The sequence below is a fragment of the Fervidobacterium pennivorans genome, assembly GCF_001644665.1.
Taxonomy (GTDB): Bacteria; Thermotogota; Thermotogae; order Thermotogales; family Fervidobacteriaceae; genus Fervidobacterium; species Fervidobacterium ngatamarikiense.
In genome coordinates, this window is record NZ_CP011393.1 from 312,008 (window position 1) to 337,617 (window position 25,610).

The window sequence follows — 25,610 nt, forward strand, 5'->3', positions numbered from 1 at the left end:
AGGTTGGATAGTACTCTGTGCACCTGCCACCTGGCTATCCTACTATACGTTATCCTTTATAATACACCTGGTTCTCCAACAATTGTTCTGGTGGTACATCTTTGTATTCCCTTGCGGGAACACCCATATAAATCTTTCTTGGCTTCGTATCCTTTGTGACAACCGAACCTGCAGCAACAAGTGTGTCTTCGGCAATAACGATGCCGGGAAGTATTGTAGAGTTCGCACCGATGCGTGCACCCTTCTTCAAAGTAGGTCCTTTGAAATACTTTTTCCTTTCTTCCGTCCTTCCGAGGAAATTATCGTTTGTAAACGTCACATTCGGTGCTATAAAACAATAATCCTCAATTGTCGATAACGCAGTTATATATGCATTCGTCTCTATCTTTACATACTTTCCAATCTTCGTCTTATTCTCAACGGCTGCTCCTCTACCGACAATCGTGTATTCGCCAATCACGACATCCTCACGTATGCTTGCTAAATCACCAACGAAGACAAAATCATGCAAAATAGCTCCCCTATAAACGACGCAGTTAGCTCCTATAGTTACGTACTTTCCAAGCACTAAGGCTGGTAGTTCCTTTTCATCCGTTGTTGCTGAAGCCGATGCCTTGAATGGTTTTTTTCCGAGCACTGTATTGTCTCCAATAACACATCCTTCACCAATTACCGTATCTTTCCTAATAACCACGTTATGACCTATAACAACATTGTCACCGATGACTACATTGTCTTCAATTACAACATTCTCTCCCAACACAACGCCCTTACCCAACCTTGCTGATGAAGAAATCATACCCATTCACCCCTCTTCACATTTTATCTCAACATCGCAAACAGACTCTACAAAAATCCAAACATTTCAAAATAAATCTTTTGGAATTCTCAGTTTTTCGAGAATATCGAGTGGTATTCTGAATCTTGCCGTTACAAGCGGATCTACAACTTGCGAAATCTCCGTATGTCCAACTATGCTAAACAGCATCGTCAACTCTTCAAGGTTTATATTGGCATACCTCAGTACAAACTCTGCCATATCATTCACTGCTGATTTCATTGCTTCATCCAATGTTTTTCCAGAAGCTAAAGTGAACAAACTACCTCCAGAAATTACCATTGGGTTTCTAAGTTCCATGCCCTTTTTGACAAAAACTCTTGCTGTAACCTTCCCAGCTACTTCAATTCCTGTACCGCAAATCTCACCATCTCCCATTAATGCGTGCAAATCTCCTAATGCAAGTAAACCCCCTTCAACAAATACTGGTAAGAGTACCTTCGCGCCCTTCTTGATGTACTTTGTATCCAAATTTCCTCCATGTGGTCCCGGAGTGCCACAATTGATAGTTCCATCTTTCGGCGCTACTCCAATCACACCTATCATCGGGTCAATAGGCAATTCCAAATCATTGAACATCGCACATCCATCTTTTATTTTCACAATCTTTGTATGAAATCCATCAAACTTTTCTCCAAGAGGTCCCAACTCTTTGCCTGCAACCATAACACCTTGATTTGCAACTTCAATATCGAGTATCTCAACTACCAACGCATCCCCAGGCTTTGCACCTTTTACAAAAACAGGACCAGTTGCTGGGTTGACTTCCGCCCAATTGAGATTCTCCAACCTATCTTCTGCTGTTCTTATTTGATTTGAAAAACAATCCATTGTTTCAAAGACAACCTCAGCACCATCTTCGACAACTAACGCAGGCTTCATATCCGAACTAAATGCGAAGATTCTGTTGTTAGAAGAGACCGAATAACTACTTCCCATATTCCCTATCCCCCTTTCCTATCTTTCCAGCACATTACCACCGCTACCCTTTTCACGTATATTAAGCCTCATCCATCGAGACTTATTTTAAGTAACTCTTCAAGCTTTTCTTTGAGTTTTGCATGTTCTGTTAAGTGTATAACACCAAATCCAAGCCTCTTTGCAGTCTCTATATTATCAGCCCTATCGTCGATAAATACAGCACTCGATGGTCTAACACCGCATCGCTCCATTAATTCATAGAAAATATCTTCATTGGGTTTTATCTTTTTAACATGGCTTGAGATAACCATACAATCGAAATACTTGAAAAACTCGAACGTATTGTAAACATACTCAAACGCCTTGTAGCTAAAATTTGAAAGCACACACAGGCGATACCCATGAGCTTTCAGAATAGGCAACAACCTTGTGTTTTCCTCTATCGGCTTAAGCAAATTCAACACCGAATTCTTCATATGTTGTATATACCGTGCATCTTCTGGATACCTTTCCTCCATCATCTTCCAAAGCTGTGCCTCGGATATATCACCTTTGTCCATCAAATTCCATTCAGGGGCACTGAAGACCCTCTCAACCAATCGCTTAGCAACCTCTTCGCCAAACTCTCCAACCATATACCCGTACGGGTCCCAGTGTATTAAAACTCTGCCAAGGTCAAAAACCAATGTATCTATCTCTTTAGTTTCAACCATCAAACCACCTCCTGTTCATCCTTTATCTATCTTTCGTTATAGATTTTACCATTTATATATGAAATCGTTAACTGGATAAGATAAAAGTTCCTATGCCTTATGTAAATATATTCCCTCTCATTAAATGCGAGGTCTATGGTATAATAATTTTTGAATACTCTGCTCGGTGGTGGTGTATATGAAAAGGCAAGAAGATATTCTCAAAATACTAACTGAACAAAAACAATACCTTGTTCAAAATTTTGGTGTAGAAGAAATTGCACTCTTTGGTCCGTACGCGAGAGGTGAGGAGAACGAAGAGAGTGATATTGACATTTTGATTCAATTTAAAGAAGGCTATAAAACATTCGATAACTACATGGAACTAAAATTCTACCTTGAAGAACTTTTCGGAAAAACCGTCGACCTTGTTATCAAATCTGCTATAAAACCCCGACTTAAACCATACATTTTGGAGGAAGCAAAGTATGTCTAAAAGACGACTTTCAAACAGCGCTGCAAACCCATCCCGAGTTTTGACTCCACTACATTTACCTTCTCACTTATTCTTGCCGTTTATCCCCTTTTGTAGTTGAAAATACAATCAAATGAGATATACTTTCAAATGGAACAATTCTAAAAAACATTGGAGGAATTTACATGTCTGCCATAAATTCTCAAAACAAAGTATCGATAATTATCCCAGTTTACAACGAAGAAAAGACCATTTCAAAAACCATTGAAAGCCTACTCAACAATGATTATAAAGACATCGAATTCATCGTCATAGATGGAATGAGCACTGACAAAACGAAGGAAGTTGCCAAAGAATATGCTTCAAAATATCCTACAAAAATAAAGATACTCGAAAATCCTAAAAAGTACACGCCTGCCGGCTTGAATATCGGGATACAAAACGCTTCTGGAAAGTATATAATGATAGCAAGTGGGCATGCAACTTACTCAGAGAACTATATATCTGCCTGCGTTGAAGCTCTTGAATCAAATCTTTGTGATGTTGCGGGCGGAATAATGGAAACACTTCCGCGAGATAAAACAGATAGGGCTATAGCAATAAGCGAAGTACTAAAACACCCATTCGGCATAGGTGGGGCAAAGTACAGAACAGGTGTTAAAAACAACGAGTATGTCGATACCGTTGCATACGGAATATACAAAAAAGAAATTTTCGAAAACATTGGGCTATTTGATGAACGGTTGATAAGAAACCAAGACATAGAGTTCAACTTGCGTTTAAAACGCGCAGGCTACAGGATTATGCTCATTCCTCAAGCAAAATCATATTACTATGCAAGAGATACTTTCAAAAAACTCTGGCAAAACAACTATTCAAACGGATTTTGGGTAACTTATAGCTCAAAGTACGTAAAAGGAGCCTACCGATTGCGTCATTTAATACCTTTGTTTTTTGTGGTATATTTATTAACCCTCTTAATAATATGCTCTATTCCTGTAATTCCAACATTTCTGAAAGCAGTCTATTCAATCCCTTTTTTGCTTTATCTATCACTTTCTACAATCCACTCATTCAAAATAGCTAGCAGATGCGGGAATTTTAAGCTGTTTTTCTACTCTTTCATAGCATTTTTAACGTTGCACGTGTCGTATGGAATTGGTTCACTTGCCGGTATCATCAAAAAAACGAATTAGTTGTTGAGTTCGAAAAAAGGAGGTACATACGCTGATGTCCTTTCTAAAAACCTTACTTTCCGTTCTATTAACAGTTACAATCACAGGTTTAATTATTTGGATTTACTTCGAAACAAAAATCTCAAAAATCACATTCACACCTGAATTTACTGCTCAAGATGTGAATGTTCATGACACCACCCAAATTGCAAACTCACCGCGTTCGAAGGTCGCGATCGCACTCTTCGGACTTGATGCAAGATACGAAGGCGAGCATGCAAGAAGCGACACTATTATGCTTCTTCTAATAGACCACTCAAGAAAGAAAATTAAGATTGCCTCAATAATGAGAGACCTATATGTTGATGTTCCAGGCCACGGTAAACGAAAAATCAACAGCGCTTACGAACTCGGTGGACCAAAATTGGCACTTTCCACTCTAAATCTGACATTCGAACTTCCCTTAACAAAGTATGTTACCGTCGATTTCCGCGGCTTTGAGAAAATAATCGACGCTGTTGGCGGAGTTGACATAGAAGTCAAGGACTATGAAGTGGAGCATATAAATATAAATATGAGAGAAGTGAGAAACCTCATAGGTGGGGAGGTACCTGAAGTAAAACGTCCTGGTTTGCAACATCTCAATGGAAGGCAAGCTCTTGGGTATGCGAGAATAAGATACGTAGGTAACGGTGACTACGAAAGAGTCCAAAGACAACAACGCGTCCTCGAACAAGTTTTTGAAAAAGTGAAAAGCGCATCACTTGGAACAAAACTGCGTATAATTGACATGGTGCTACCGTACGTTGAGACAAACCTAACCAGAAACGATCTCATTTCTCTTGCGATGAAAAACTATTCGAAATACACACTTGAGCGAATCAGAATTCCTATCGATGGTTCGTATAGAGAAGGGTATGCAACAATTGATGGAATAAAACAGTGGATATTCATTACTGATATAGAAAAAAACAAACAAGCACTGCATGAGTTCTTGGAAAGATAAAAACAATAGCTGCCTATATGGCAGCTATTTGTTAAGTTTAATTCATATTACTTAGTTAAAATCTCAACCATCCTCTTCCCTGCATCGCCATTTCCATATAGTCCTGTTGGATATCGCTTTTCTTCGCTGCTAAACACCGCATCGTATATCCCTTCACCATCAGCTAATATGTTCCATCCTGTTTCCACCAATTCACGCCATCCAGAGTCTGGCATCACAACTACTGCACGCTTACCAGCAAAATACGCCTCCTTTTGCAACCCACCGCTGTCAGTTATCACTTTCCACGACTTTTCAACTAAGCCCATCAAATTCAGATAATCGATAGGTTCTATAACCAAGATGTCCTTCAAATATTCATCGAGTCCAAATTCTGAGATTCTCTTCCTTGTCCTTGGATGAACCGGAAACACAACTTTAACTTTTTCGGCAACCTTGGCAACTTCCTTCAAAATCTTTTCGAACTTCTCCTTGTTGTCTACATTAAAATCCCTGTGAAGGGTCATAACTATGTACTTTCCTTCCTCAAGACTTGCCGACTCATATACGTCGTACTTAAACAACGGTTTCATCATCAAAAACAAATCGTACATCACATCTCCGACAAAATAAACTCCTTGCTCTATACCTTCTTTTTTCAAATTCTCAACAGCCAGTTGAGTCGGACAGAACAGGTACTTAGAAACTCTATCTGTGAGCACTCGGTTTATCTCTTCAGGCATATCTTTCGGCTCTTGCCTTAAGCCAGCTTCAACGTGTGCAACGGGTATCTTGAGCTTTGCTCCCACAATCGCCCCTGCAAGTGTTGTGTTTGTATCGCCGTAGACAAGTATCACATCAGGTTTCTCTTCAAGCACGATCTTCTCAAACTCGATCATAATCTTGCCGGTCATCTCACCGTGCAGTCCAGAACCCACGCTGAGGTAATAATCGGGCTTTCTAATTTCGAGCACTTGGAAAAACACATCGCTCATGTTGAAATCATAGTGCTGACCAGAGTGGACGAGAATTTCTTGAATGCCTGCTTTTTCAAACTCTTTGTGTAAAACAGCTTCCTTAATAAACTGCGGCCTTGCACCGACCAAGGATAGGACTTTCATCGGACAACCTCCCCTGAATTCTATATTCTTATCCAAGAACGAACTCAATGAACTCTTTCTCTTTTCTTTCATCCCAAACGAATCTATCTTTGTACCTCTCAACATCCGCTAAAAGCTTATCGTATTCTTTATACGCTTCCAGTATCTTCCTCACTGAGCCATCAACATCTTTTGGATTAATCACCACACCTACGCCAAGTTCCTCAACAACTCGTCTCAAGGAAACAAATCTATCGCTCACAATCACCGGAGTGCTTGCGGCAAGCGAGTCGAAAAATTTATGCGGCAACGACCATAAATCATTCTTGTAATCTTCTCTCCCAGTAGTTTTAAAGGACACGAGCGAAAATGAAGCCTTCGATATCTCTTTCATCATTTCCTCATACGGAAGAAAGCCAGTACAAATATGATTAATGTTCGAGAAAGCTTTTGAATCCATACCTACTATTTTGAAAATAAAACCTTGTCTGATAAGTTCTTTTACAACCTGTTCCTCTTCACCAAGGGCTCTTGTTATCTTCCCAACAAAGACAATTGACTTTTCCTTTTCGGTACTCGATAACACGATACTCGCATAATTTGGAACAACCAAGCATTCTTTTTTTCTTCCTCTCAACGAATACTCCATCTGTTCGTAAGACACAAACACAAGCTTATCAGACAACTCAATTTGCCGTTCAAATATACTTCTCATAATCGCAGTCTTCAATTTTCCAATTATTCCAGAAAAATTCGATAGAAAATTCTCTGGATGGTACTCATGCACATCGTAAACTATTCTTTTCCCCTTCTTTTTTGCATACACAAAAGGTTCAATTGGTTTTGAAGGCAAAAAGTGGTGCATGTAAAGAATATCATAGTCCGAATTCTCTATTAAGTCCACTATCTTTTTATCGAGCTTTCGCCTCTTCCAAAGCTTAACGAAAGCGTTTGCATTCACATTCTCGTGCCATTCGATGGGAAGATAATGTATGTTCCCATCTCTGTATTCTTTCTCAGGCATATCGGTCAAGTACTGATAGAACACGTGTGCAACTTTTGAGAGTGCTTTCACCGTTCTGTGCACACGCTTATCATCTTTTGGATGCATGTAGCCTATTACAAGTACCTTCTTCATCTATTTTCCTCCATGAGCGATTTGAGTATCCTCTCGGATGCTTTCCCATCACCAAACGGATTTCTCAAATCGTGTGGCTCAAAATCAACCGCTTTGTAGAGTGCATCCAACACGCTCTCTTCCTGCGTGCCAGCCAGAACACCAAATCCGCTCTCTATCAGCTCCGGTCTTTCCGTTGTCTTTCTACACACAACGACGAACTTTCCAAACGTTGGTGCTTCCTCTTGTATGCCACCACTATCCGTAGCAACAAACCTTGCACCTTTAAGCAAAGCGGTAAGCTCCACATAATCAACGGGTTCTATCAAATGCGCATTTTTACAGCCATCTAATTCAGTATATACAATATCTCTAACTTTTGGATTCTTGTGCACTGGAAAGACGATTTCTATCCCCTCTTTTTCAGAGAATTTTCTTAACGCCCTCAATATATTTCTCATTCGTTGACCTATGTTCTCTCTTCTGTGCAAAGTCACAAGAAAGTAATTCTCATGGTCTATTATCTTCTTTCTCACGCTCTCAAGGTCAAAATGATTTACAACGTACATCTGAGCATCGATTACGGTATTGCCTGTAACGATGATTCTTTTCTCATCAAACCCTTCTTTTAAAAGCGTCTCCTTAGCTCTCTGCGTTGGTGCAAACATTTTCTCGGAAACTTGATCGATAACCCTCCTATTCATCTCTTCTGGAAACGGGTCATACAAATTCCCACTTCTAAGACCTGCCTCAATATGCCCAACTTTCACACCTCTATTGAACGCAGCAAGTGCTGCTGCCATTGCCGTAGTTGTATCGCCCTGAACAAAAATCCAATCATAGTGCCTTTCTTTTAACAACTCCTCGAATCCACGAACGACCTTATACATCACCTCATTGAGCGTTTGATTTGCTGTCATGATATTCATATCGATATCCGCTTCAACGTTGAAAATCCCCTTCATCATATCGACCATTTCCCTGTGCTGACCAGTGCAGATAAAATCAGCCTCAATGCCATCTTTTTCCATTTCCTTTGCTTTCAAATATACAGGTGCAACTTTAATAATCTCTGGTCTTGTACCAAAAACAATACCTATTCTCACAAAGGCACCTCCAAACTATTGATTGTAAATTTTCCATCGGTCATTTATCAGAAACCCTTTAGTCTTTTGGCGACAACTTCTTCGTAAATTTTTTCCATCTCCACATTATTCTCCCAAGTATTTGAGCCTCTCAATAAATCATTGGTGCGTCATATCCATTTAATAGCATATCAACAACTTTTTTGGCAACTCTACCTTCAAACTTTGGCCCTTTTTCAACCACAAACTCTGTTACTCACATATGGGCAGAAATATGTAAGCAGTAAAACTTTCATAAAGCACCTGCAAAATTTTGTCATTCCATTCTCACCATCACATACCTTTCAAACAACGGATCAATTATTTGGTATTTTCCCCTACCGAACTTTTCGATTATTCCACGCTCGGTAAGCTTCTTAAGCAAGTTATTTAACGTAGTAGCATTCGGGATTTTATATTTCTGAAGGTTAGCAATACTAAAATAACCATCTGTTTGCTCACTAATTAATTTTAGCACATTTTTTAAATATTTGTACTCAAGAGTTTCAATTATTAACTCATACCCATACGATTCCCTTTCACAAAGGCTATCAAAAATAACATCTATTTCTTCCTCGCTTATCAGCTCCCCTGCCTTATCCCACAGCTCATAGCACAGAAGTTGGAGAAAATATGGGTGTCCTTTCGTAAGCCTATATATCCTCTTTGCATCCTCCAATATTATCTTTTTTCCAGTGCTATTAAAGTTTTCAACGATATACTCAATACTTTCATCTTCAGGAAGCGTCTTTCCAATATCTACTCGCAAAGACGAATGATACAACACCCCTGACTTTTCAAAGAATAACTCTTCAATCATGTGCCTCATCGAACCTGAGAAAACAAACACTACATCTTTTTGCGTCTGGTAGAAACTTCTCAAACTCTCCGGTAGCTTCTCACTAATAGATTTATAAGCCTGAAACTCATCGAGCACAACAACTAACTTCTTCTTTAAATCTTTTTGCACACCTTCCAATAGTTCATACATCTGCTCAATGAGTAACTCATCGCTTAAATCGTTATCTATCGAAAACGAAATCCCACCAACATCAAAAGAAAAACTCACATGCTTTGCAATATGCTTAAGATACCTACCCACAAAGCTCATAGGGTTTTTACCTTTCAGCAACTCGTATGCCTGCTTCATCATCTTTTGCACAAAACCTTTCAACGAAAAACAACCAAACAAATCAAGATAGATTACCGGATACCCACCTTCAGCTATGAACTTTTGCAAAAGCCATGTCTTACCAAACCTTCGTGGACCAACAACCACAACATTGTTCCCACTCTCAACTGCATTGCACAAATAACTATATTCTTCCTTTCTATCAATAAAATTCTCTGGAGTGTACGTCTTGCCAATCTTAAACGGATTAACAAAACTCCCCATACAACCACCTCCAATTAGTTGTATCCGTCCTTGTGACAAAAAATTTTCCAAAAATAGTGCAAAATTGGTAGATACATCTAATTGACGAGTGGTTTTATAATTTTGCAACATATCTCCCCCTTGACACAGGGGCTTAAATTTTGGTATTATATGTATACATTAGTATACATATCCCCCACTGGTAACCATCCTCAAAAAAACTCTCTGCAAGGAGGTTTTTCCAATGGAACAACAAAACGAGCAAAAGCACGTTCAAAAACAATTTGCGGATGGGGCAGCAGAAGAAGAACTCCCGGCAGAAAAATGCTCGGAAGACATCAACCAATGGCACAATAAGGTTCTTAGCTACAAACATCTTGTCCGTCGTTGGACTGCTTACTTTTGGGGTATCAACAAAGCCTTCCTTTATTCTTACGAAGACCTTGAACAAACAATCTGGTATATTCTCATGGTAGGCTTACAAGAATTTGACGGAAGGGGTGATGAAGAACAATTTCTCAATTGGTACATACGAAACAAGGTTGTATCGATAATGATGTACGGCAAAAAACCCCCAAAATGCACACACTTGCCATTCACACCCATTCGCTTTGACTACGTCTCTCCTGACGAGTTGGCAGAAGTCAATGAACTATTTTACTCTGATGGAGAAGATGACTAAGCAGAAAATACCAAAAAACCGACCGGGGTATCCCTGGTCGGCTATTTTAATTCAGGCATGGAACTGGTCATTTACAACATTGTTGGATGAACACCTTCCAAAAAGTACAGTTGCTTTTCTCTTAGGTGTTTATGAGCATAGTGTTCAAACTTGGATCAAAAACTTTCTAATTTCTGGCATTGTTGAACATAAGAAAGGTAGACCAAAGAAACATAATACCTCTTCTCGACGTCCTTTTATCAAGAGCCAATATTCATTTGACACTCCCAATTCCCTAAAGGGGGTGGGATTCTTAGCTGCTCATTTAGGCTGCCTTCCATGGAGCGTTTTTAACTCCATGGCCACAGAGGTGTGGTTTAAACCTCACTCCTCTGACGGGTGCCAATCCCGCTACTACTTGGAATTTTTTTCCAAGATACCTTTGCAAAATGTTTATCGCGCCTACTCCGTCCCTGTGATATCTAAATCCGCAACTCTTGCATTCATAGTTCCGACCATCTGCATGATTCTTGTCGCCACATACTGGGCAGATCGGGCTCGTATATTCTTCTGGGACAAGTTTCACTTCACTCCCCAGTACCTGTGCTTGATAATGTTAACTAAAAGTATTGAAACTTTCCAAAAACCGCATTATCCTTTAAAGAGGGGACACCCCTCAACCAACTCTTGACAAAAGCAGGTCCCCCAAGATGAATAACTCAATGCTTTCTTGGCCAAGCAGTATCATTTGGTAAAAACATGTGTGAATCCAAGTTTTCATTGCTGAAAGACTTTTTCCGACTCAAGCGAGGACTGAAGAATAAGAAGAATTTAGCGAGACATATTCGAGGTTTTTGTGTAGTGAAGAATCTTTGGAAAACGCACAATGGTAATATCAATCTCATTCTTTCACACTTACACTCTTTCATCACTATAAGTTAACACTATCTGTTTTTCCGAAATACTTCTCGATTTTTTTCATCATCAGCACATCATTCTTTTTCATTTTTCCGGGAGATAGTATAAGATTCGAGATTTTCGTAGAACTTGTCGTTTGTGTATAACTTTTTCTTTTACAATAATATCCCCTATAGTGAATTGAATTATTTCAATAAGCCAACACAACCAATAAAAACACACCAAGAACGATTGCCCTTCAGCTAGTAGGAACTACAGCAATATCAGACGTCCCCAGTGAGCTTTCTGACTATCAGAAACGATGCTACTTTAGAAAAACGGCTGCTTCAAATATTTTCACGCCTAATCTTGCAAAATGTTTCTTGTCAAAAGTTATTACTCCATCTGCATCTGAGCTTAGAGCATGTTGCGCAAGGTATGCGTCAATAAAATCCACGTTCCTTGACTTGTAGCCCTCAAGAGCCAAGAGCACGTTGTCCCTTTCCTCACATTCTATACCTCTTGATGACACAAATACCGACAAAGTATCTGCGATTTGGGATTTTGCAATTTCATAAAACGATTCTAATACCCATACAACCTCAGCAATGGTTATCACAGATACTAATAGTGCAATTTCTCCCTTATCCGCCATATCCATTACATGCTTTGCTTTTGGTGACAATTCATCGTTATCGTTGAGCAAGTATCTTAGGATGATGTTTGCATCAATCCAGTATTTTTTCATCTCTTCATCCTCTCACTTTCCCTCTTAGCCGTCCACATCTTTTTGGTGTTCTCTGTCTCATCTTCCAAACTTGAAAACTTCACACCTGATTTTAAAGAGCCGTACAACTCAGAAAGTCTTTTCCTTTTCACTATTTTCATCAGAATAGTTCCATCATCAAGCATACGGAAGATGACCAAATCTCCCGTCTGGGCACCTATTGCCTTTCGTATTTTTGCTGGAATCTGCACCTGACCTCTACTTGAAATAATAGCGGAAGACTGTACAATTTCATGCATTACTATCACCTCCTGGATAATTATATTATATCATGTTATTCTAGCTTTATTATGCAAAATCTATAATGACATTAAAAATTTGGAAAGGTGTTTCTAGCAAAGACAACTTGCAAATACTAAGAAAATCGCTCAGAAGAGAAATGTAAAAACGATCTAGGATCACGAAAGTCTGGGCAAATTACAGACTGGCAATTTACAAACCAGCAGTAGGAAGGAAATTTTACTGAGAGAAAACCTCCCTAGAAAATGCATAAATGTTTGTATGATTTGCTGGGAAACTCACTGAAAACCGTCAAAGCAATAGTCAACATTAACGTCGAGACCATGTGCAAAGACTGGGCTATGAGCAAACAAAAACTCTACCAAGTTCTCTATGCAATGCCGCAAGTCGGTTTAATTACAATTACTTAAAATCACCGGCTGAAAAGCCAAGCTCTAAAGGTTCAAAGATATTCTTTGCTGACCCTGTTATTTACAATGTCTTAGAAGCAGGATGTCTTCGCATTGAAAAATCGCGGGACACCATTTGCTGAAAAAGACGAAACAAAAGCAGATTTAGTTTTCAACGGGATTCACCTGGAATTCGGAGGAGCAAACAAAAACCCAAAACTGGCAGATTTTGTCATCCGAGACGATATAGACCTGCCTGTTAGAAATTGTATCCCGATGTGGGTGCTTGGGATGGGGTGGTAAGGAGCTGTTTGTGGTCTTTGTATTCATGGGGTATACCAAAACCTTGCAAAATCGGACTACTTGCCTACAAAAGAATATCTCCAGAAGTCCTGGTCTAACTCAGGTTTCATACGATTACCTCAAAAGTCGCGCCTTTAGAACATCCAAAAACTCTTTTTTTACTAGCGTAAAAGGTTCTTTGTAAACAATTATCGTAATTATTATCCCCAATGCTCCCAAAACCATATTCACCGCAACGTTGTTTTGAAACGTCTCAATTAACGCAACAGTTGACATCAAAACAGTTACCAATGTAACTTTCTTCAAATTGTATCCTGCTTCCGGATGCAACTTCATCGCAACCAAAGTCCTCATCCAGAAAAATACAATATACGATATCCCGGTTGATATTGCCGCACCTCTGGCTCCGTAAATCGGAACTAATACTGTATTGCCGATGTAGTTTGTTAAAGCGGAAACCGTCGCTATCAACATATGCCAATAACTTTTTTTCTTAAAGTTTATCCACACTACCGTTGTTTCAGAAATAGAATACATTATTGGCAAGAATGCTAAGAATGGAAACACCATACTACTTTCTCTATATGACTTTGCCAACAACAAAAACAATATATCTTTAAAACCCAAAAGAAGAAAACCAACCGAAAACATAACAAAACTTACCATTTCATTGGCTCTCACAAAGAATGATGTATCCTGATTATCCTTTGAGTATCTTTCATACGCTGTTGGTACCCAGAATGTGGTAAAACCACTTTGTACTAAGGTTAGTACTTGTACAACCTTGAAAGCCGCACTGTAAATTCCTATCTGCACAAATGTGCTATATTGCCTTAGGCTTATTCGATCTATTGAACTAAACAACCAAAACAACAACATGGTTGGCACAAATGGAGCGCTATACTTAAGAACTTCTTTTAACTCTTCTTTCCTTGGTTTCGTTACCCTCCAATAGCTCTTCCCTTGAGAAATACCTACTAAAAGTGCAAGCAGTGTTCCAACAAATCCTCCCAAAATTACCGAGTAAAATGTGCGACTGATTAGTGCAAAGATTATCGTAAAAACTGTTGTTGAAATGGCGGCAACTATATCTATCAAAGAATAGAGCATCCCTTTCTTTAACATCCTTACTATCAATTGATTGTACCTTTGGAACAATGACAGGTATATATTTACAACGAGCATGAGGTTTATAAAATCATATCTCTGACCATACAACACTACGCTGATTCTGTCCGACAGAACTAGGACAAACAGCGAGAGAATAGTAGCAATAAAAACAGAAGGCAAAAGACACGACCATAGAAGTTCATTTTTCCTGTCTTCTTCGTAGTCATAAAAAAATCTTACGAAAGCCTGGTCGGTTCCAAAAAGCACAGTTGTGTTAATTACACCAAAAGCTGTTGCATACATCGCACTTTTACCAAATTCTTCAGGATTTATCAAGTAAGTGATTATTGGTGTTGTGAAAACAGAAATAAACGCACGCAACCACGTGCCAATTGAAAAGGAAAGAAAAGATTTAAAGTATTTTCTCGTGCTCATTTATGGCTCTCCTTCGAAAGGGTATAACCTTGTTTCAGTCTATCGTTATACATTCTTCTTTCTTTTCTTGCAGTACAGCTTCATAGACCTGTTTCTCCATCTTCACAATGTACTCCCAGGTGTATTTCTGGGCTCTTTGAACAATCTTCTGCCTATCATATCCACTTCGTAGTACTTCAACGACTTTCTTTGCGAACCTTTCCTCAAAATCTGGTCCTTCTTCAACCACGTATTCTTGAAACCCAATCGCTTCTGGAATCCCCCCGTTGCTGCTCCCCACCACACATGTTCCACATACTTGGGCTTCCAAGACAACACATCCCCAGCCTTCATTTCTACTTGGTAAAACCATAACATCCATTGCATTCATGTATTTCGCTACCTCAGATTGGTCTAACCTTCCTGTGAACAAAACCTCCAACCCTTTATCTTCCGCTTCCTGCTCCATCTTATCCCTCAAATGTCCAACTCCAACTACAATAAACTTAACTTTTGGATATCCTTTTCTAATCATGTCAAATATCTCAACAAGTTTATCAGCTCGCTTTATCTCTATCAAATTTCCCACGAACCCAACGTACTTGTACCCTTCGGTGTATATTCCAAGCTGTCTTCTCACTTGGTCTTTGTCGAGCGATCTGAAAATCTGTGGATCGTACCCGTTTGGAATGACGACAGCGTTTTTACCTGAGTAACCAAAAGATCTTGCTTTCTCCAGAAGTGCGTTGCTGACAAAAATCACCGCTTGAGCCGACTCGAAAACGTCCAAGTAGACCTTCTTTCTTTTCTCCATGAGAATATTAACATCGCTTCCATGAACAGTCAAAACGTATGGTTTTGAATACTTTTCAGATAGAATCTGTGCGATTAAACCTGCTGGTGGTGTGTACATTCCATGGGCATGGATCAAGTCGAAACTGGATAAGTCAAAACGTGACTCCACACAGCGTGCAAAACTTTCGGCTTGCTTTGCTATTATGTGCTCTTCAGTGATCAGATTTATCTTTCTAATCAATCTCCACACCAACCAGGTGGCCTTTCTTTTGCAATCCACCCGCGAGTACTGAACCCCGTTGAATTCTTTAACCGGGTTAATCTGCTCTTTTCTGAGTAAGCGTCTTGCAAGGCTGTCTAGCCAACCATCTTTGAACCAAACCGGCACCGCTGTATAATCAATGCCGAGTTTAACGCATTGTTCGATCCTCCTTGTTATGAATACTCCATTTGCCAAATTCCCCTCACGTGGAAAAAGGTTCGTCAGGACGAAAACTTTCATGTGAATCCACCTCTTTAACAAAGTGATAATGTTAACTAAAAGTATTGAAACTTTCCAAAAACCGTATTATCCTTATAAATAGGGGACACCCCCCAACCATCTCTTGACAAAGCAGGTTCCCCGATATGAACAACTCAACACTCTCTTGTCCAAAATGCGGTTCCACCAACTTATACAAAAACGGTCATGACAAATACGGTAACCAACAATTCCTTTGCAAAGTCTGCAATCATTCTTTCAAACTTTCCCATTCTCACAAACGCAAAAACTTCTCTTTCCTTTATCCCAAATGCACTTCTTGTGGTAAAGCTATGGAAATTTACAAAGTCCGTCGCTCTTTCGTTGTCTTCCGTTGTAGAACTTGTCGTACCAAAGATAGAGTACCTTTTAACCTCCCCGAACCAGTCACCCTTATTCCTGAGAAATTTAAATATTTCCGCTTCCCTATCTTTTTCGTCTTAAAGGCTTTTGTTTTGTATATGAAACACAATATGTCTTATCGCTCTCTTGCTCATTCTCTTAATATCAAAGTATCTCATGTCACCATATACAAATGGGTTATTAAATTGTGTACTTTATTCTCTGTACTTTTTCCAACATTTACCATCGAAAATGTTTTCTCAGTTCATGCTGATGAAACTGTTCTTGTGTTCAAAGAACAAAAGTACTATGTTTGGCTATTAGTTGATCACGAAACTAACTTAATTCTTTGTTGGCATGTCTCAAAGTATCGTGATATGGGACAAGTCAAAGTATTGCTCGAGAAGTTCTTTGGTAATTCAAAACCTAGAAACATTGAACTTATTACTGATGGACTTGGTGCATATGAAAGTGCAGTAAAGCTGTTGTTCAGAAATATCAATCACGTAGTGGTACCGCTCGGTAAAAACAATCAATGTGAATCTAAGTTTTCATTGTTGAAAGACTTTTTCCGACTCAAGCGAGGGCTGAAGAATACGAAGAATTTAGCGAAATATATTCAAGGCTTTTGTGTAGTGAAGAATCTTTGGAAAACGCACAATGGTAATATCAATCACATTCTTTCACACTTACACTCTTTCATCACTACAAGTTAACACTATCTTGTGATTTTCGAAGGTTTACTCAGAGGTTGTGGTCACTTTTTAATTCATCCCCACACACGTTTTCCGAAACTACCTGATTTGTGAATAAAATTGACCTTAGGCTTATTAATCCAATTTGATATTTTAGGTATTTCCTTGTGTTCATACATTAAACTCCTTTTTCTTTTCTTGCAGTACAGCTTCATAGACCTGTTTCTCCATCTTCACAATGTACTCCCAGGTGTATTTCTGGGCTCTTTGAACAATCTTCTGCCTATCATACCCACTTCGTAGTACTTCAACGACTTTCTTTGTGAACCTTTCCTCAAAATCTGGTCCTTCTTCAACCACGTGTTCTTCAAATCCAATTGCTTCTGGAATTCCTCCATTGTTACTTCCCACAACACATGTTCCGCATGCCTGAGCTTCAATGACAACCGCTCCAAAACCTTCATTTCTGCTTGGGAGTATCATAACATCCATTGCGTTCATATACTTTGCCACATCTACTTGACTGACGCGACCAATCAAAACGGCTTCGAGATTTTCATCACGTAAAGATTTTTCAAGCTTTCTCCTAAGTTGTCCATCGCCTACAACTATAAACTTCACATGACCGATGCTTTTTGCGATTTTCAGAAAGATTTCGGTCAATTTATCAGCTCGCTTTACATAATTTAAATTCCCAACGAACCCGACGTATTTATAACCGGGACTATAAATCCCCAACTCTTTTCTAATTAATTCCTTTTCAAGAGGTTTAAATATATCAGGGTCAAACCCATTTGGCACAACCATGGCGTTCTTTCCAGAATACCCAAATTGTTTAGCCCTTTCTAAAAGTGCATTACTGACAAAAATAGTTCTCGCCGCCCTTTCCAAAAAAGGAATGTATTTTTTTCTCCATTTCTTCATCATATAGTTAACATCACTACCATGCAACGTCAATATATAAGGTTTGCGATACTTCTCCGCAATAAAAAAGGCCACTATTCCAGCTGGCACCCTAAACATACCATGAGCGTGTATGATATCGTAACTTGAAACATCTGCGTTCTTCTCGATTTCACTAACAGCCCGAAGTGCATTTTTCAACACATACTTGAAAGAGAGTTCAGATGCAATAAACGACGGAAGACTTCTCTTGACAATTACAGGTTCGTATCGAACACCATCAATTTCTTTAAGAACAGCAGAATATTTCCCAAGCATTTTGCCTTTAATGTACTCAATTAGCTTTGAATCCTTTTTGACAATAGCTATCGCCTTGTATGATATTCCATTAACTTCATAACGTTTGAGTCTATTTGTTATAAAATCCCACTCGATTTGTTCTCAATGTAAGGAAAAAGGTTAGTTAGAATAAGTACTTTCACTGAATAATTCCTCCTCAAAATGTATACAAGTTGCTAATTATCAAATCGTTTTAGCATGTTGAACGTTAGCGAATGTCAATACTACTTATTCATACTTTTCAATCGGTTCAAGAATTCGAAAAAGCTTTTCATTAACTTTCTGAAAACATCATTGTAAAGCAGAGTCACAACAACTATACCTGTTAAACTGCTCAGAATCCCAACATAAAATCTTTCAAAAAATGTGTTTATCGATGCAATGATAATAAGTATTAGCATCGAAACGTACGCTCGCTTCGAATTATATTTCACAGGATACAGCTTCTCAGAAGCTGCTTTTTCTATAGCAAAAACAATAATAGAAGACAAGCCAGTAGTGACTGCTGCACCTTTCGCTCCAAGTAGGGGAATTAATAAAAGATTACCGATTATGTTAAAAGCTGCTGCAACTCCGTCGCTAATAATGTACCAATAGGTTTTCTTCGCAAAATCTATTCCCCTTGCAACCACAATCGCCATAGTTATAGCCACTGGTTGTAAAAGTAAAAATGGAGCAATGTATGCTGAACTTCGATAACTTTTTGCAAAAAGCAAAAATATTACATTCTTTGCACTCATGATCAAAAGCGCTAAAATTAATATTAAAAACGAAATATAATCAAATGTCTTTGAGAATAGCTCTTTGTTATTAGGATTTTTCTCATATTGCTCGTAGGCAAAAGGATACCAAAATGTCGAAAAACCACTTGTGAACAAGCTCATCACTGAAACTAATTTAAAAGCCGCTGAGTATAAGCCAATTTCTTCAAACGTTGAGTACATTCGCAAAACTATCCTATCTGTCCATCCAAACAACCACCAGACCACACCAGATAAAAGAAATGGGTAAGAATAGGCTAATATTTCTTTAACCAAGCTTTTGTCAATCTTTATCGGAAACCAGCTTTCACGATGTAGGTAAATTCCTAAGCTTAAAGCAAGAATATTTGAAAATAATTGAGCGTAGAGAACAGCGTAGAAATTTCTGCTAATTAATAAAGCGTACAGTATAACAAACAGCACGTTACTCGCAGCACTCACTATTTGCAATGCAGAGTAGGAAAAACCTTTTTCTTGCATTCTCAGCACTGTTTGGCTAAAAGTCTGCAACACACCGAAAAATACAGCAAAAACCAGTATTAGGTGAGCTTTCGAATTTTTCTGACCCGCCAAAAAAATGTTAACTGTATCTTTGAACAAAAGTACAAATCCGAAGAAAATCACACTAAGGAAGACAGGCACCACCAAACTACTCCAAAGAAGTTTTCTTTTCTCTTCAACACTATGATAGAGCCTCATAAAACCGTTTGGTGTACCTATTAATACAATTAGCAAAATCATAGAGTAAATTGTTGAAAACATGGTTGCCTTACCATATTCAGCTGGTTCAATCAACCATGATGTAATGGGTACGGACAAAAATGAGATAATAGCTGAAAACCAAATTCCAACAGAGAAAGAAAAGTAGCTTTTTAGAAATCTATTTTTCAAACTGACATCCATCGTGCCACACTCTCCATTTACCCTTCAATTCTTACCTTTGTTGCAATGTTCAAAAACCTCAAAATAGTATTCAAGACTTCTAACTTCTCTACACTTGTCACCACCTCAAAATAACCTTTTTGAGCTTCATCAAGAAGGTATTTAAATATATCAGGCAGTTTCTTGTCATGGTTAATGCGTTAGATATGACTGCTAAGGCTTCGGTATTTAAATATATCAGGCAGTTTCTTGTCCCGCAAATCCTTGTAAAATAAGTTCACATCCTTACCTAGATACACGTGAGTATCCGAAATATTCTTGATGTAAAGTACTCTTGGATTATCCGTTCTCTTACTTTCATAAAATGAAAAAATTGCCCTGTAGTATTCATTTTCGTCTCTCTCAAAACCATATTCTTTGCTAACAATCCTCAGCAATTCCCAAACTTGTCGACGGTATTTTTCTGAACTTACACTAATTTCCCTAAACCTTCCTGTAACCCTCCACAACTTCCTTTTCAAACGTGGATCAAGAAAATAGAAATTCGGCAGGTGTACGAATTTAGACAGTGTCACAATCGTTCTAAAAACGCCGTTTGCTGCAACGAATCTTCCAATTTCCGACCTTACGTAATTCTCTTCGCTCAATCTATAGGCATACCAAGGACGTTTAACATACTTTATATTCCCTACTCTGAAACTTTCTTCATTTACACAGAACCAGTATGGCATATTCCATTTTATGTAGTTTTCAACAACATAATTGAAAAAGAATTTTCTAGTCACAAAGAAAGGATCGGGTATAGGGTTCCCCCCGGCATTTGCCAAAAGGTGTATTAACGTTTTATTTGAAACATCCCTTCTTGCCTTAATTCTACCAATTATCTCCCCTTTTGAATTTATTGTTATTAAATCTGAATAGATACCATCAACATTCTCTCTTTCACAAATATCAACATATTCATGAATACATCGGTCATCTAATAGTCTGTCATCACCATGGAAAAGCGCAACATAGTCAGCTTCAACATAACTTGCAGCTGTTAGTAACGCTTCCAACTGCCCCTTATTGGCCGAATGCCGAATATAAAGTATTTTTTCACTATGAAACTGCCTAACTATATCCGGAGTTGAATCAGTAGAACCATCGTCTACAATAACCAACCTTAAATTAACACCCTTCTGAGAAAGAACACTTTCGATTGCTTCTTTCAGGTAGGTTTGGTCATTGTATACCGGCATAAGAATATCTACTTTAGCCATTATTTTCACCCCATGTTCAACACCTTTTCGTATACCTCGAGAACTTTTTTCGCATGCTCAATATATCCGTGATTTTGAATTACGTATTCTCTTGCCATCTTACGAATTTCTTCTAACTTGTCATAGTTATCTTTTACGTAAACCAACTTTTCAATTATTGCTTCCTCACTCTTTTGCTCAATCAAAAAACCGTTCTTTCCATCTTTTATAACCTCTTTCATCCCTCCGACATTAGAACATATGACTATCTTCCCACACGCCATTCCCTCCAGCATAGTCAAAGACGTGGCTTCTTCAACCCCTTCCTTTGAAGTTATACTTGGCACAAGTATTACGTCACTGGCTTGATAATATCTATGAACTTCTGTGTTTGGAATTCCGCCCATAACTTTTACATTCTGCTTCCCTTTTAGAGTTTCCTCAATAAGACCTTTCAAAGGACCTTCACCAGCGAAAATGAAATAAAAATCACTGTCTTCCATCCTTGCAAAAGCTCTCGCTGCGTATTGAACCCCATTTTTATCCACATACCTGCGGGGTACCAGAACTATTAACTTTTCTAACGGCAATCCCAACTCTTTGCGGATTAGAGCCTTTTCTTTCTCACTTACTGGAGAAAACCTTTCCGTATCAACTGCATTGTAAATTACCGCTATCTTTTCAGAAGGATAGCTGAATTCACTAACAATGTAGTCTTTTATCCTGGAGTCTACTGCTATTATAAAATCTGCTTTTTCTATCGCAGCTTTCTCAGTTTCATAACAGTAACTATAGATTTTCTCTCTTAACTTTTCTTTCTTGAACCTAGAACTATAATTTAACACTTCTTTTGCGAAGTAACCATGAAGCGTTAGCACTATCTTACCAAAATTCACACCTGTCGCTGAAACAACATCATGAGCATGAACTAAATCATATTCAGAAAAATCCATTTTCCGGAAGAATCGCTCGTAATATCGAATAAGTGACTTGAATGCAAGGAAAATAGGATCTGACCCTATGAATTCAAATGGCGCTGATGATATAGACCACAAAGCTACTTTTAACTTGCCCGCCACATTCAATCTCCATATTGGCACAGGATAAAAAACTCCAACTTCATGTCCTAATTTTAAAAGTGCCTTTTCAAGCAGGTTCTGATGCACATGTTTCCCTCCGATTCCTTCCAACTTAGGATTGTCCGTGGATACTATTGCAATTTTCAAAGTTGGCACCTCCAATAAACTTTGATATTCTCCGGGAAGTGTGTTACAATGCTCCACAGTTTGTTTACAGCCTTGCTTTCTTTCCCATTTGTCCAAAATTACCAAAGCTTTTTTCCTACATACCTTTCAAACAACGGATCAATTATTTGGTATTTTCCCCTACCGAACTTTTCGATTATTCCACGCTCGGTAAGCTTCTTAAGCAAGTTATTTAACGTAGTAGCATTCGGGATTTTATATTTCTGAAGGTTAGCAATACTAAAATAACCATCTGTTTGCTCACTAATTAATTTTAGCACATTTTTTAAATATTTGTACTCAAGAGTTTCAATTATTAACTCATACCCATACGATTCCCTTTCACAAAGGCTATCAAAAATAACATCTATTTCTTCCTCGCTTATCAGCTCCCCTGCCTTATCCCACAGCTCATAGCACAGAAGTTGGAGAAAATATGGGTGTCCTTTCGTAAGCCTATATATCCTCTTTGCATCCTCCAATATTATCTTTTTTCCAGTGCTATTAAAGTTTTCAACGATATACTCAATACTTTCATCTTCAGGAAGCGTCTTTCCAATATCTACTCGCAAACACGAATGATACAAAACCCCTGACTCTTCAAAGAATAACTCTTCAATCATGTGCCTCATCGAACCTGAGAAAACAAACACTACATCTTTTTGCGTCTGGTAGAAACTTCTCAAACTCTCCGGTAGCTTCTCACTAATAGATTTATAAGCCTGAAACTCATCGAGCACAACAACTAACTTCTTCTTTAAATCTTTTTGCACACCTTCCAATAGTTCATACATCTGCTCAATGAGTAACTCATCGCTTAAATCGTTATCTATCGAAAACGAAATCCCACCAACATCAAAAGAAAAACTCACATGCTTTGCAATATGCTTAAGATACCTACCCACAAAGCTCATAGGGTTTTTACCTTTCAGCAACTCGTATGCCTGCTTCATCATCTTTTGCACAAAACCTTTCAACGAAAAACAACCAAACAAATCAAGATAGATTACCGGATACCCACCTTCAGCTATGAACTTTTGCAAAAGCCATGTCTTACCAAACCTTCGTGGACCAACAACCACAACATTGTTCCCACTCTCAACTGCATTGCACAAATAACTATATTCTTCCTTTCTATCAATAAAATTCTCTGGAGTGTACGTCTTGCCAATCTTAAACGGATTAACAAAACTCCCCATACAACCACCTCCAATTAGTTGTATCCATCCTTGTGACAAAAAATTTTCCAAAAATAGTGCAAAATTGGTAGATACATCTAATTGACGGGTGGTTTTATAATTTTGCAACATATCCCCCTTGACACAGGGGCTTAAATTTTGGTATTATATGTATACATTAGTATACATATCCCCCACTGGTAACCATCCTCAAAAAAACTCTCTGCAAGGAGGTTTTTCCAATGGAACAACAAAACGAACAAAAGCACGTTCAAAAACAATTTGCGGATGGGGCAGCAGAAGAAAAACTCCCGGCAGAAAAATGCTCGGAAGACATCAACCAATGGCACAATAAAGTTCTTAGCTACAAACATCTTGTGCGTAGATGGACTGCTTACTTTTGGGGTATCAACAAAGCATTCCTCTATTCGTACGAAGACCTCGAACAGACTATTTGGTATATTCTAATGGTAGGCCTCAAAGAATTCGACGGAAGGGGAGATGAAGAGCAGTTTTTGAATTGGTACATAAGAAACAAATAGTATCTATAATGATGTACGGCAAAAAGCCACCCAAATGTACGCACTTACCGTTTACACCCATTCGCTTCGACTATGTTTCACCGGATGAAATGGCTGAAGTTAATGAACTATTCTATTCAGATGGTGAGGATGATTGAACGACTGAAAAAGCCAGGCAGGCGCCTGGCGTTTTTCGTTTTTCCAATCTTCGGTGTTTTTAAAATCCACAAGGTTAAATACTTATCATTCTATTGTACAATCACTCAAAAGTTGTGGATACACCAACCACCTACCCTCTGGCTTTATCGCAATTAGTTGCTTACGTTCTATCATCTTTCTCACTGCATCCGTACTCTTTCCAATCTGATTTGCAAATTCGTCGACTTTAACCAATTTATCCCTATTAGCAGAACAAATTTCCCTATCAAAAGCCTCGATTAAACTGTACGCTATCATTCTTGCAAGTGGTTTTGTATCCTCCGTTGAGAACATTGCATCTATCTTCTCTGGCGTTTGATCGTTTACTGACTCTCGGAACAACTTTCTAATCCCTTTTTCCGCACTTTCCAACGCCTTAATATATTCCATACGCTCACTGTCATCCATACCTTTAACTACTATATTCAAATATCCATAGTAGATCAAAATAGTATTCGTCAAAATTCTCCCTATCCTGCCGTTACCATCCTCGAAAGGATGGATGCTTTCAAACAACACATGAGTTCTTGCGGTAGCTTCGTGAACCGGGTGTTTTTGATAGGCATATTCTACATATCTGATCCACAACTTAACCCAGTCTGCAATATCGTATTCTGGTGGTTTAATTTTCGCACCGGTTATCTTTATTGGTCCATATCTAAAATTCCCAAGTCGGCTTTCATTCTGGATTAAACCATCAAACAACATTCTGTGGCATGTTCTCACTAAAGCAACAGTCAACAACTTTTCCTGCGTCTTGGAATACTCAAAAGCTAGATTGTAGAAAAATCTTGCCGTTTTAAAATAATTCACCACTTCACTTGCCGACTTGTAGTTTGTATTCAAAGCTCTGTCTAATTCATCCTCATCCACAAAAATGCCCTCAATCATCAGGGAATTCCTTGTTTCTTCCTTAAGCATATATAACCATTCTTTATTTGTTATTTCAACAAAGATAGGTTTAAAAACTCTTCTTCTGCACTCTACTAGCCTTGTTAACATGTTATTCATATTGTAACCTCCGTATTTTGTCCACTTTTTTCGAGAGGCTGTATACATCTGAACCAAAGTTTCTTTATCTAAATAATTTTCGAACAGCATCCCTTTGTCCTGTTTGAAGTTAAAAAGCGATATCTGGACAAGTAGTTACACCTGTGAAATTTGTTAATAACTTTAGTGTAATACGAAAAGACAGAACATTGTTCAATCACAGCTATCTTTATTTTATCACAAAGTCGTACTCACGATTAGCAAGAGCCTTTGAAAATGTACTTTATTTTCTGTCGCTTACAATTTATGTGTTTTTTTGCAAAGTTCTTGGCCTCATCTGTCGCTTTAATCTCACCACACACAACTACTGCTTTGACTATTTCTTCTCACTTTTCCAG

At 38.4% G+C, this 25,610-nt stretch carries 25 protein-coding genes and 1 pseudogene; 8 read left to right on the top strand and 18 right to left on the bottom strand.

Features of this window, described 5'->3' with window-relative positions; all coding sequences use genetic code 11:
• Positions 1 to 49: 49 nt before the first annotated feature.
• The 3 genes from JM64_RS01490 to JM64_RS01500 form a co-directional block, all read right to left on the bottom strand.
• Positions 50 to 805 carry an acyltransferase gene (locus tag JM64_RS01490; protein ID WP_064011194.1) on the bottom strand — a complete coding sequence of 252 codons (756 nt, stop codon included), beginning with the start codon at positions 803 to 805 and terminating at the stop codon, positions 50 to 52.
• Positions 806 to 865: 60 nt separating this feature from the next.
• Positions 866 to 1,777: an acetamidase/formamidase family protein gene (locus JM64_RS01495; RefSeq protein WP_064011195.1), complete on the bottom strand. Its 912-nt coding sequence runs from the start codon at positions 1,775 to 1,777 to the stop codon at positions 866 to 868.
• 68 nt (positions 1,778 to 1,845) lie between these two features.
• On the bottom strand, positions 1,846 to 2,472 hold the full coding sequence (locus tag JM64_RS01500) for an HAD family hydrolase (RefSeq protein ID WP_064011196.1): 627 nt from the start codon (positions 2,470 to 2,472) through the stop codon (positions 1,846 to 1,848).
• A gap of 178 nt (positions 2,473 to 2,650) precedes the next feature.
• On the opposite strand from JM64_RS01500, the gene JM64_RS01505 reads away from it, so the two are divergent.
• The 3 genes from JM64_RS01505 (at position 2,651) to JM64_RS01515 (ending at position 5,107) form a co-directional block, all read left to right on the top strand.
• Positions 2,651 to 2,947 (top strand): nucleotidyltransferase family protein, encoded by a 297-nt coding sequence (locus tag JM64_RS01505; protein ID WP_064011197.1) that lies wholly within the window; start codon positions 2,651 to 2,653, stop codon positions 2,945 to 2,947.
• A gap of 164 nt (positions 2,948 to 3,111) precedes the next feature.
• Positions 3,112 to 4,122: a glycosyltransferase family 2 protein gene (locus tag JM64_RS01510; RefSeq protein WP_064011198.1), complete on the top strand. Its 1,011-nt coding sequence runs from the start codon at positions 3,112 to 3,114 to the stop codon at positions 4,120 to 4,122.
• Positions 4,123 to 4,156: 34 nt separating this feature from the next.
• A complete protein-coding gene (locus JM64_RS01515) occupies positions 4,157 to 5,107 on the top strand; it encodes an LCP family protein (protein WP_064011199.1) in 951 nt (316 codons plus the stop codon).
• A gap of 47 nt (positions 5,108 to 5,154) precedes the next feature.
• Here the strand turns inward: JM64_RS01515 and wecB (JM64_RS01520) are convergent, their stop codons facing one another.
• From wecB (JM64_RS01520) to JM64_RS01535, 4 genes are all read right to left on the bottom strand, one after another.
• Positions 5,155 to 6,207 (bottom strand): non-hydrolyzing UDP-N-acetylglucosamine 2-epimerase, encoded by a 1,053-nt coding sequence (wecB, locus tag JM64_RS01520; RefSeq protein ID WP_064011200.1) that lies wholly within the window; start codon positions 6,205 to 6,207, stop codon positions 5,155 to 5,157.
• 28 nt (positions 6,208 to 6,235) lie between these two features.
• The gene (locus tag JM64_RS01525; RefSeq protein WP_064011201.1) at positions 6,236 to 7,324 is read right to left on the bottom strand and encodes a glycosyltransferase family protein; all 1,089 of its coding nucleotides are present in this window, start codon (positions 7,322 to 7,324) and stop codon (positions 6,236 to 6,238) included.
• A complete protein-coding gene (gene wecB / locus JM64_RS01530) occupies positions 7,321 to 8,409 on the bottom strand; it encodes a non-hydrolyzing UDP-N-acetylglucosamine 2-epimerase (protein WP_064011202.1) in 1,089 nt (362 codons plus the stop codon). The genes JM64_RS01525 and wecB (JM64_RS01530) overlap by 4 nt, the downstream gene beginning before the upstream one ends.
• A gap of 295 nt (positions 8,410 to 8,704) precedes the next feature.
• Entirely contained in the window at positions 8,705 to 9,823 is a 1,119-nt protein-coding gene (locus JM64_RS01535) for an AAA family ATPase (RefSeq protein WP_064011203.1), read from the bottom strand.
• A gap of 223 nt (positions 9,824 to 10,046) precedes the next feature.
• On the opposite strand from JM64_RS01535, the gene JM64_RS01540 reads away from it, so the two are divergent.
• Positions 10,047 to 10,484 (top strand): hypothetical protein, encoded by a 438-nt coding sequence (locus tag JM64_RS01540; RefSeq protein ID WP_082868237.1) that lies wholly within the window; start codon positions 10,047 to 10,049, stop codon positions 10,482 to 10,484.
• Positions 10,485 to 10,788: 304 nt separating this feature from the next.
• Here the strand turns inward: JM64_RS01540 and JM64_RS09700 are convergent.
• Positions 10,789 to 11,076: pseudogene (locus JM64_RS09700) on the bottom strand (zinc ribbon domain-containing protein); the annotation flags it as partial.
• 146 nt (positions 11,077 to 11,222) lie between these two features.
• Between JM64_RS09700 and JM64_RS09910 the strand changes: the two are divergent.
• Positions 11,223 to 11,405: a transposase gene (locus JM64_RS09910; protein ID WP_231882302.1), complete on the top strand. Its 183-nt coding sequence runs from the start codon at positions 11,223 to 11,225 to the stop codon at positions 11,403 to 11,405.
• A 280-nt stretch (positions 11,406 to 11,685) separates the two neighbouring features.
• Here JM64_RS09910 and JM64_RS01550 read toward each other — a convergent pair whose 3' ends face one another.
• Positions 11,686 to 12,108 carry a PIN domain-containing protein gene (locus JM64_RS01550; RefSeq protein WP_064011205.1) on the bottom strand — a complete coding sequence of 141 codons (423 nt, stop codon included), beginning with the start codon at positions 12,106 to 12,108 and terminating at the stop codon, positions 11,686 to 11,688.
• Complete coding sequence (locus JM64_RS01555; protein WP_014450749.1) at positions 12,105 to 12,386, bottom strand: AbrB/MazE/SpoVT family DNA-binding domain-containing protein; 282 nt, start codon at positions 12,384 to 12,386, stop codon at positions 12,105 to 12,107. The genes JM64_RS01550 and JM64_RS01555 overlap by 4 nt, the downstream gene beginning before the upstream one ends.
• A gap of 504 nt (positions 12,387 to 12,890) precedes the next feature.
• On the opposite strand from JM64_RS01555, the gene JM64_RS01560 reads away from it, so the two are divergent.
• Entirely contained in the window at positions 12,891 to 13,079 is a 189-nt protein-coding gene (locus JM64_RS01560; RefSeq protein ID WP_052107308.1) for a hypothetical protein, read from the top strand.
• Between the two features lie 114 nt (positions 13,080 to 13,193).
• Here the strand turns inward: JM64_RS01560 and JM64_RS01565 are convergent, their stop codons facing one another.
• Positions 13,194 to 14,624: a lipopolysaccharide biosynthesis protein gene (locus tag JM64_RS01565; protein ID WP_033192798.1), complete on the bottom strand. Its 1,431-nt coding sequence runs from the start codon at positions 14,622 to 14,624 to the stop codon at positions 13,194 to 13,196.
• Between the two features lie 34 nt (positions 14,625 to 14,658).
• A complete protein-coding gene (locus tag JM64_RS01570) occupies positions 14,659 to 15,900 on the bottom strand; it encodes a glycosyltransferase family 4 protein (RefSeq protein WP_064011206.1) in 1,242 nt (413 codons plus the stop codon).
• A 125-nt stretch (positions 15,901 to 16,025) separates the two neighbouring features.
• Between JM64_RS01570 and JM64_RS09915 the strand changes: the two genes are divergently transcribed.
• A complete protein-coding gene (locus JM64_RS09915; RefSeq protein ID WP_064011207.1) occupies positions 16,026 to 16,976 on the top strand; it encodes a DDE-type integrase/transposase/recombinase in 951 nt (316 codons plus the stop codon).
• A gap of 150 nt (positions 16,977 to 17,126) precedes the next feature.
• Here JM64_RS09915 and JM64_RS01580 read toward each other — a convergent pair whose 3' ends face one another.
• The 5 genes from JM64_RS01580 to JM64_RS01600 all read right to left on the bottom strand — a co-directional run bounded on the left by JM64_RS01580 (position 17,127) and on the right by JM64_RS01600 (position 23,524).
• The gene (locus tag JM64_RS01580) at positions 17,127 to 18,176 is read right to left on the bottom strand and encodes a glycosyltransferase (RefSeq protein WP_331710072.1); all 1,050 of its coding nucleotides are present in this window, start codon (positions 18,174 to 18,176) and stop codon (positions 17,127 to 17,129) included.
• Positions 18,177 to 18,421: 245 nt separating this feature from the next.
• Positions 18,422 to 19,861: an oligosaccharide flippase family protein gene (locus JM64_RS01585; RefSeq protein ID WP_064011208.1), complete on the bottom strand. Its 1,440-nt coding sequence runs from the start codon at positions 19,859 to 19,861 to the stop codon at positions 18,422 to 18,424.
• Positions 19,862 to 20,040: 179 nt separating this feature from the next.
• Complete coding sequence (locus JM64_RS01590) at positions 20,041 to 21,102, bottom strand: glycosyltransferase family 2 protein (protein ID WP_064011209.1); 1,062 nt, start codon at positions 21,100 to 21,102, stop codon at positions 20,041 to 20,043.
• Positions 21,103 to 21,107: 5 nt separating this feature from the next.
• Positions 21,108 to 22,307 (bottom strand): glycosyltransferase family 4 protein, encoded by a 1,200-nt coding sequence (locus JM64_RS01595; RefSeq protein WP_064011210.1) that lies wholly within the window; start codon positions 22,305 to 22,307, stop codon positions 21,108 to 21,110.
• A 98-nt stretch (positions 22,308 to 22,405) separates the two neighbouring features.
• On the bottom strand, positions 22,406 to 23,524 hold the full coding sequence (locus JM64_RS01600; protein WP_064011211.1) for an AAA family ATPase: 1,119 nt from the start codon (positions 23,522 to 23,524) through the stop codon (positions 22,406 to 22,408).
• A 221-nt stretch (positions 23,525 to 23,745) separates the two neighbouring features.
• Between JM64_RS01600 and JM64_RS01605 the strand changes: the two genes are divergently transcribed.
• A complete protein-coding gene (locus JM64_RS01605) occupies positions 23,746 to 24,045 on the top strand; it encodes a hypothetical protein (RefSeq protein ID WP_231882420.1) in 300 nt (99 codons plus the stop codon).
• 222 nt (positions 24,046 to 24,267) lie between these two features.
• Here JM64_RS01605 and JM64_RS01610 read toward each other — a convergent pair whose 3' ends face one another.
• Complete coding sequence (locus JM64_RS01610) at positions 24,268 to 25,233, bottom strand: Fic family protein (RefSeq protein ID WP_064011212.1); 966 nt, start codon at positions 25,231 to 25,233, stop codon at positions 24,268 to 24,270.
• Positions 25,234 to 25,610 lie beyond the last annotated feature (377 nt).

Excerpts from the sequence above, each read along its gene's own strand:
- JM64_RS01490 (WP_064011194.1), bottom strand. The coding sequence starts at position 805 with ATGGGTATGATTTCTTCATCAGCAAGGTTGGGTAAGGGCGTTGTGTTG.
- JM64_RS01495 (WP_064011195.1), bottom strand. The coding sequence starts at position 1,777 with ATGGGAAGTAGTTATTCGGTCTCTTCTAACAACAGAATCTTCGCATTT.
- JM64_RS01500 (WP_064011196.1), bottom strand. The coding sequence starts at position 2,472 with ATGGTTGAAACTAAAGAGATAGATACATTGGTTTTTGACCTTGGCAGA.
- JM64_RS01505 (WP_064011197.1), top strand. The coding sequence starts at position 2,651 with ATGAAAAGGCAAGAAGATATTCTCAAAATACTAACTGAACAAAAACAA.
- JM64_RS01510 (WP_064011198.1), top strand. The coding sequence starts at position 3,112 with ATGTCTGCCATAAATTCTCAAAACAAAGTATCGATAATTATCCCAGTT.
- JM64_RS01515 (WP_064011199.1), top strand. The coding sequence starts at position 4,157 with ATGTCCTTTCTAAAAACCTTACTTTCCGTTCTATTAACAGTTACAATC.
- wecB (WP_064011200.1), bottom strand. The coding sequence starts at position 6,207 with ATGAAAGTCCTATCCTTGGTCGGTGCAAGGCCGCAGTTTATTAAGGAA.
- JM64_RS01525 (WP_064011201.1), bottom strand. The coding sequence starts at position 7,324 with ATGAAGAAGGTACTTGTAATAGGCTACATGCATCCAAAAGATGATAAG.
- JM64_RS01535 (WP_064011203.1), bottom strand. The coding sequence starts at position 9,823 with ATGGGGAGTTTTGTTAATCCGTTTAAGATTGGCAAGACGTACACTCCA.
- JM64_RS01540 (WP_082868237.1), top strand. The coding sequence starts at position 10,047 with ATGGAACAACAAAACGAGCAAAAGCACGTTCAAAAACAATTTGCGGAT.
- JM64_RS09910 (WP_231882302.1), top strand. The coding sequence starts at position 11,223 with ATGTGTGAATCCAAGTTTTCATTGCTGAAAGACTTTTTCCGACTCAAG.
- JM64_RS01550 (WP_064011205.1), bottom strand. The coding sequence starts at position 12,108 with ATGAAAAAATACTGGATTGATGCAAACATCATCCTAAGATACTTGCTC.
- JM64_RS01555 (WP_014450749.1), bottom strand. The coding sequence starts at position 12,386 with ATGCATGAAATTGTACAGTCTTCCGCTATTATTTCAAGTAGAGGTCAG.
- JM64_RS01565 (WP_033192798.1), bottom strand. The coding sequence starts at position 14,624 with ATGAGCACGAGAAAATACTTTAAATCTTTTCTTTCCTTTTCAATTGGC.
- JM64_RS01570 (WP_064011206.1), bottom strand. The coding sequence starts at position 15,900 with ATGAAAGTTTTCGTCCTGACGAACCTTTTTCCACGTGAGGGGAATTTG.
- JM64_RS09915 (WP_064011207.1), top strand. The coding sequence starts at position 16,026 with ATGAACAACTCAACACTCTCTTGTCCAAAATGCGGTTCCACCAACTTA.
- JM64_RS01580 (WP_331710072.1), bottom strand. The coding sequence starts at position 18,176 with ATGCTTGGGAAATATTCTGCTGTTCTTAAAGAAATTGATGGTGTTCGA.
- JM64_RS01585 (WP_064011208.1), bottom strand. The coding sequence starts at position 19,861 with ATGGATGTCAGTTTGAAAAATAGATTTCTAAAAAGCTACTTTTCTTTC.
- JM64_RS01590 (WP_064011209.1), bottom strand. The coding sequence starts at position 21,102 with ATGGCTAAAGTAGATATTCTTATGCCGGTATACAATGACCAAACCTAC.
- JM64_RS01600 (WP_064011211.1), bottom strand. The coding sequence starts at position 23,524 with ATGGGGAGTTTTGTTAATCCGTTTAAGATTGGCAAGACGTACACTCCA.
- JM64_RS01605 (WP_231882420.1), top strand. The coding sequence starts at position 23,746 with ATGGAACAACAAAACGAACAAAAGCACGTTCAAAAACAATTTGCGGAT.
- JM64_RS01610 (WP_064011212.1), bottom strand. The coding sequence starts at position 25,233 with ATGAATAACATGTTAACAAGGCTAGTAGAGTGCAGAAGAAGAGTTTTT.